Annotated in this window: 5 protein-coding genes; all 5 read left to right on the top strand. The window is 43.0% G+C overall.

Going from position 1 to position 3,623, the window contains the following annotated elements:
• On the top strand, nucleotides 1-799 hold a 799-nt coding region (locus tag VJ937_RS12505), incomplete at its 5' end, for an MBL fold metallo-hydrolase (RefSeq protein WP_324067609.1).
• Nucleotides 800-809: 10 nt separating this feature from the next.
• Nucleotides 810-1,574, top strand: a complete 765-nt coding sequence (locus tag VJ937_RS12510; RefSeq protein WP_324067611.1) for a dimethylarginine dimethylaminohydrolase family protein — start codon at nucleotides 810-812, stop codon at nucleotides 1,572-1,574.
• Nucleotides 1,575-1,670: 96 nt separating this feature from the next.
• A complete protein-coding gene (locus tag VJ937_RS12515; RefSeq protein WP_324067613.1) occupies nucleotides 1,671-1,862 on the top strand; it encodes a hypothetical protein in 192 nt (63 codons plus the stop codon).
• A 101-nt stretch (nucleotides 1,863-1,963) separates the two neighbouring features.
• Nucleotides 1,964-2,758 carry a hypothetical protein gene (locus VJ937_RS12520; protein ID WP_324067615.1) on the top strand — a complete coding sequence of 265 codons (795 nt, stop codon included), beginning with the start codon at nucleotides 1,964-1,966 and terminating at the stop codon, nucleotides 2,756-2,758.
• Nucleotides 2,759-2,841: 83 nt separating this feature from the next.
• Nucleotides 2,842-3,623, top strand: a 782-nt coding sequence (locus VJ937_RS12525; RefSeq protein WP_324067617.1) for a DMT family transporter, incomplete at its 3' end; no start/stop codon positions are given.

Here is a 3,623-nt window from a genome sequence, read left to right on the forward strand (position 1 = left end):
TGGGCACTCTACTTTTTTACTGGAGATAGATGGAAAGAAAATCCTTATTGATCCAATGCTAAGCAAATCCCCTTCGCCGGTTTCTTTTGCCGGATCAAAAAGGTTTTCAGACGAAATACCAGTTGAAGCATCCAGTTTGCCCTTTATTGACGCAGTAATTTTATCGCACGATCATTACGATCATCTGGATTATAAAACCATTAAGCAACTGAAAAATAAAGTCGGGCAGTTTTATGCCCCGCTCGGCGTGGGCAACCACCTGAAATCTTGGGGTGTAGATGTGTCAATTATTCATGAGCTGAATTGGGGTGATAGCATTCAGCATGATCATATCAAACTGGTATGCGGCCCGGCGCGTCATTTTTCCGGCAGAGGATTGTTCGATAGGGCTACGACGCTTTGGTGCTCGTGGATTATTCAGGGAAAAAAGCATAACATTTTTTTTAGTGGTGATAGTGGGTACGGGCCACATTTTAAAGAGATTGGCGATCAATACGGTCCGTTTGATATCTCACTTTTAGAGTGTGGGCAGTATAACGAGAACTGGAAACACTTACACATGATGCCCGAAGGAACAGCACAGGCCGCTGTAGACCTTAAAAGTAAACTTATGATGCCCATTCATTGGGGAGCGTTCTCGCTTGCCTTTCATGACTGGACAGACCCTGCAGAACGCGCAGTGGCTAAAGCCAAAGAACTTAATATGCCCATAACCACTCCCGAAATTGGAGAGCCTGTTGTTTTGGGTGAAAAATATTTTCCAAACGAAAAATGGTGGACAAAATATATCATTCAATAAAACAAATTCTATGCGCACTTTTACAAAAGCCATCGTACGAAAACCCGCTGAAACGTTTGCCAATGGCATATCAACTGCAAATCTTGGTAAACCAAATTACCAATTGGCGCTGAAGCAACACGAAGCCTATTGTGAAGCGCTCATTAAATGTGGTTTGGAATTAACCGTTTTAGATGCCAGTCCGGACTTCCCGGACTCCTGTTTTGTGGAAGATACGGCTGTGGTAACACCCGAATTTGGTGTTATTGCGCGACCAGGCGACGCACAGCAATTAGGTGAGGAGCAGGAGATTAAATCAGTGCTGGCACCCATGTTGAAATTACATTACATTGAAGCACCCGGAACACTCGAAGGGGGCGATATTATGCAGGCAGACAATACATTTTACATAGGTCTGTCGGGCAGAACTAACCTTGCCGGCTCAAAACAACTACATAAAATACTGGCGCAATACAACTACAATACTTACTCCGTGCCGGTATGCAACCTACTGCACTTTAAAACAGGGGTGAACTATCTTGGCGAAAACAACCTGATCATGCACCGCGATTTTTGCTCTAAAGACGATTTTAAGGGCTACAACCAACTTATTGTAGACCCCGCAGAGGAATATGCAGCCAATTCACTGCGAATAAACAACTATGTGCTTGTGCCAAAAGGATTCCCTAAAACAAAAACCAGCATTGAACAATTGGGCTACGCTGTAATTGAGCTTGACCTCTCAGAATTTCAAAAAATGGATGGCGGATTAAGTTGCTTGTCGCTCAGGTTTTAAAGTGCTATATGTGATTTATGCAATCTTAGCTTTTTAATAGCTATATTCGCTCAACTACAAATCTTAATTTTATAAATTATATCAAAACATTTAATTATGATAACGAAAAAAAAACTATTTGATTGGCTATTTATTATTCTTTCTGGTGCGCTTATGGTAGGCCTTGATCATTATGGCCTGTTGGAAAAGTATGCAAGGTTCGCATTAATTCCTTTGGTTGGTGCATATTTTTTAGGTCAATTTGTTACGAAAAAATTTGAGGTTAAAGAGAAAGATTCAAATCTATAAAAGTGTCTTTTAATATTGAGACTAGGGCCAGTGACGATTTTTGCAATTGAATTACTAATATACATTGCCATTTTTTTCTAAAAAGTGCTTATCTTAACACTATGAAGCAATTAACGTTACTTTTGGTCAATACTATTTCGCTGATCTTTGCACTTGTCATGAACGGAAAGCAGGGCAGTACCCTGTTCAACGGTAAAACCGTGGGCGACATTAGTGCCAAATACGATACACTTATAACTCCGGCTGGTTATGCATTTGCCATCTGGGGCATCATTTATTTGCTGTTGATTCTTTTTGTGGGATACCAATGGTATGCCTGGTTCAGGAACAAACAAGACCGTGAGTTAATGCAAACCGGTTTGTGGTTTGCCCTGGGTAATTTAGCCAACGGCTTTTGGATTGTCGCCTGGCTGAATGATCACATTGCTTTTTCTGTTTTATTAATTTTTACACTTTTACTGTCACTAATTATGCTTTCCATCAGGTTGCGGCTCGAAATATGGGATGCTCCGCTACGTATCATTACGTTTGTTTGGTGGCCCATTGTATTTTATCTGGGTTGGCTTGTAATTGCCTCGGTGGCAAATATGGCTGTATGGTTGGTGAGTACAGGCTGGGAGGGGGGCTTTTTATCTCCCGCAACATGGGCCATTGTGCTGATAGCACTAGCTACAATTATTTACCTTGCACTTATATTTAGTCGAAATATGCGTGAGGCCGCCCTTGTAGGTGTGTGGGCGCTTATAGCAATTGCCGTGCGGCAGTGGGCGATACACGAAAATATTGTTATTGCAGCCTTTTTGGCCGCTGCGGTATTGTTTACAGCTGTATCGTGGCATGGCTATCAAAACCGCCACACTGCCCCTTTAAAGAAGTGGCAACGTAATGAAATCTAGGATTTTGTATCGTTTTTTTGTCAAATCGTTTTAATTTACTTATTGTTGCTTAAACAGTTACAATAAAAAAGTGTCGTAGCGGTATGTACATTAATACAAGGCGTAAAAACTTCTGGCTAATTTTGGGTTTCGTTATATTTTGGAACTCCGGTTTTATAGGTGCCGAGTTTGGTTTGCCTTATGCAGGTCCGTTTACGCTGCTTTTTTGGCGCTACCTGGCCCTCAGTTTGCTGCTGGCCTTCTATCTGTTTCTAAAAAGAGATTTGCGTTGGATCGGCTGGCGATATGCACGGTCTTTTATGCTTGTAGGTGTCCTTGCTCATGGCGTGTGGCTCACCTCAGTGCTGATATCGATTGATTATGGTGTGCCTGCAGGCATTGTGGCCCTTGTGGTGGCTCTACAACCGCTGGCAACAGGAGCACTGTCGGGCAGTGTAGTAGGAGAACCTACGCCGCTCACGCGCTGGATCGGACTCATTGTGGGGTTTGTAGGCGTGGCCATTCCCGTGGTGACGCGCGTCGATTTTAGCAATGCTGAGGATATTATAGCGTGGTTCATCCCATTGCTTGCTGTTGTGGCCATTACCATTGCAAGTCTCATCGAGCGCAAAATCGATGTAAAAAAAGATTATCCACGCATACCCATAGACCTGTCTCTTTTTTACCAAAGTATTGCCACGGCAATAGCTGTAGCAATACCCGCACTTTTTTGGGAAGAGCTGGACACACAATGGAACGGCGTATTCATCTCGGCCATGATATGGCTAATACTGGGTGTTTCCCTTGGAGCTTACGCTATAATGTGGTTGCTTGTTGAACGCCTCGATGCCACAAGAGTAGCATCCCTCTTTTACCTCGGACCGCC

Origin of the sequence: Salinivirga sp., from assembly GCF_035268865.1 — a bacterium.
GTDB lineage: Bacteria > Bacteroidota > Bacteroidia > Bacteroidales > Salinivirgaceae > Salinivirga.

What these genes read in the sequence shown, in the direction of transcription:
- VJ937_RS12515 (WP_324067613.1), top strand. Translation starts at nt 1,671, where the DNA reads ATGATAACGAAAAAAAAACTATTTGATTGGCTATTTATTATTCTTTCT.
- VJ937_RS12520 (WP_324067615.1), top strand. Translation starts at nt 1,964, where the DNA reads ATGAAGCAATTAACGTTACTTTTGGTCAATACTATTTCGCTGATCTTT.
- VJ937_RS12510 (WP_324067611.1), top strand. Translation starts at nt 810, where the DNA reads ATGCGCACTTTTACAAAAGCCATCGTACGAAAACCCGCTGAAACGTTT.